This is a genomic window from Streptomyces sp. NK08204 (assembly GCF_020400585.1).
Classification (GTDB): domain Bacteria; phylum Actinomycetota; class Actinomycetes; order Streptomycetales; family Streptomycetaceae; genus Streptomyces.
The window spans coordinates 1-310 of the sequence record NZ_JAINVF010000105.1; the positions used below are offsets into that span (position 1 = coordinate 1).

General features: G+C 71.6%; 1 pseudogene. It reads left to right on the forward strand.

Features of this window, described 5'->3' with window-relative positions:
- Positions 1–310 (forward strand): annotated as a pseudogene (locus K7G59_RS34510) (polyketide synthase); the annotation flags it as partial.

Here is a 310-nt window from a genome sequence, read left to right on the forward strand (position 1 = left end):
TACGACGCTGGGTGACCCGATCGAGGCGCAGGCACTGCTCGCCACCTACGGCCAGGAACGGCCCGCGGAGCAGCCGTTGTGGCTGGGGTCGCTCAAGTCGAACATCGGGCACACCCAGGCCGCCGCGGGTGTCGGTGGTGTGATGAAGATGGTGCTGGCGATGCGGGAGGGTGTGCTCCCGCGGACGCTGCACGTGGACGAGCCGTCGACGAAGGTGGACTGGTCGGCGGGTGCGGTGGAGCTGCTGGCGGAGTCGGTGGCGTGGCCGCAGACGGGCCGGCCGCGGCGTGCGGGTGTGTCGTCGTTCGGG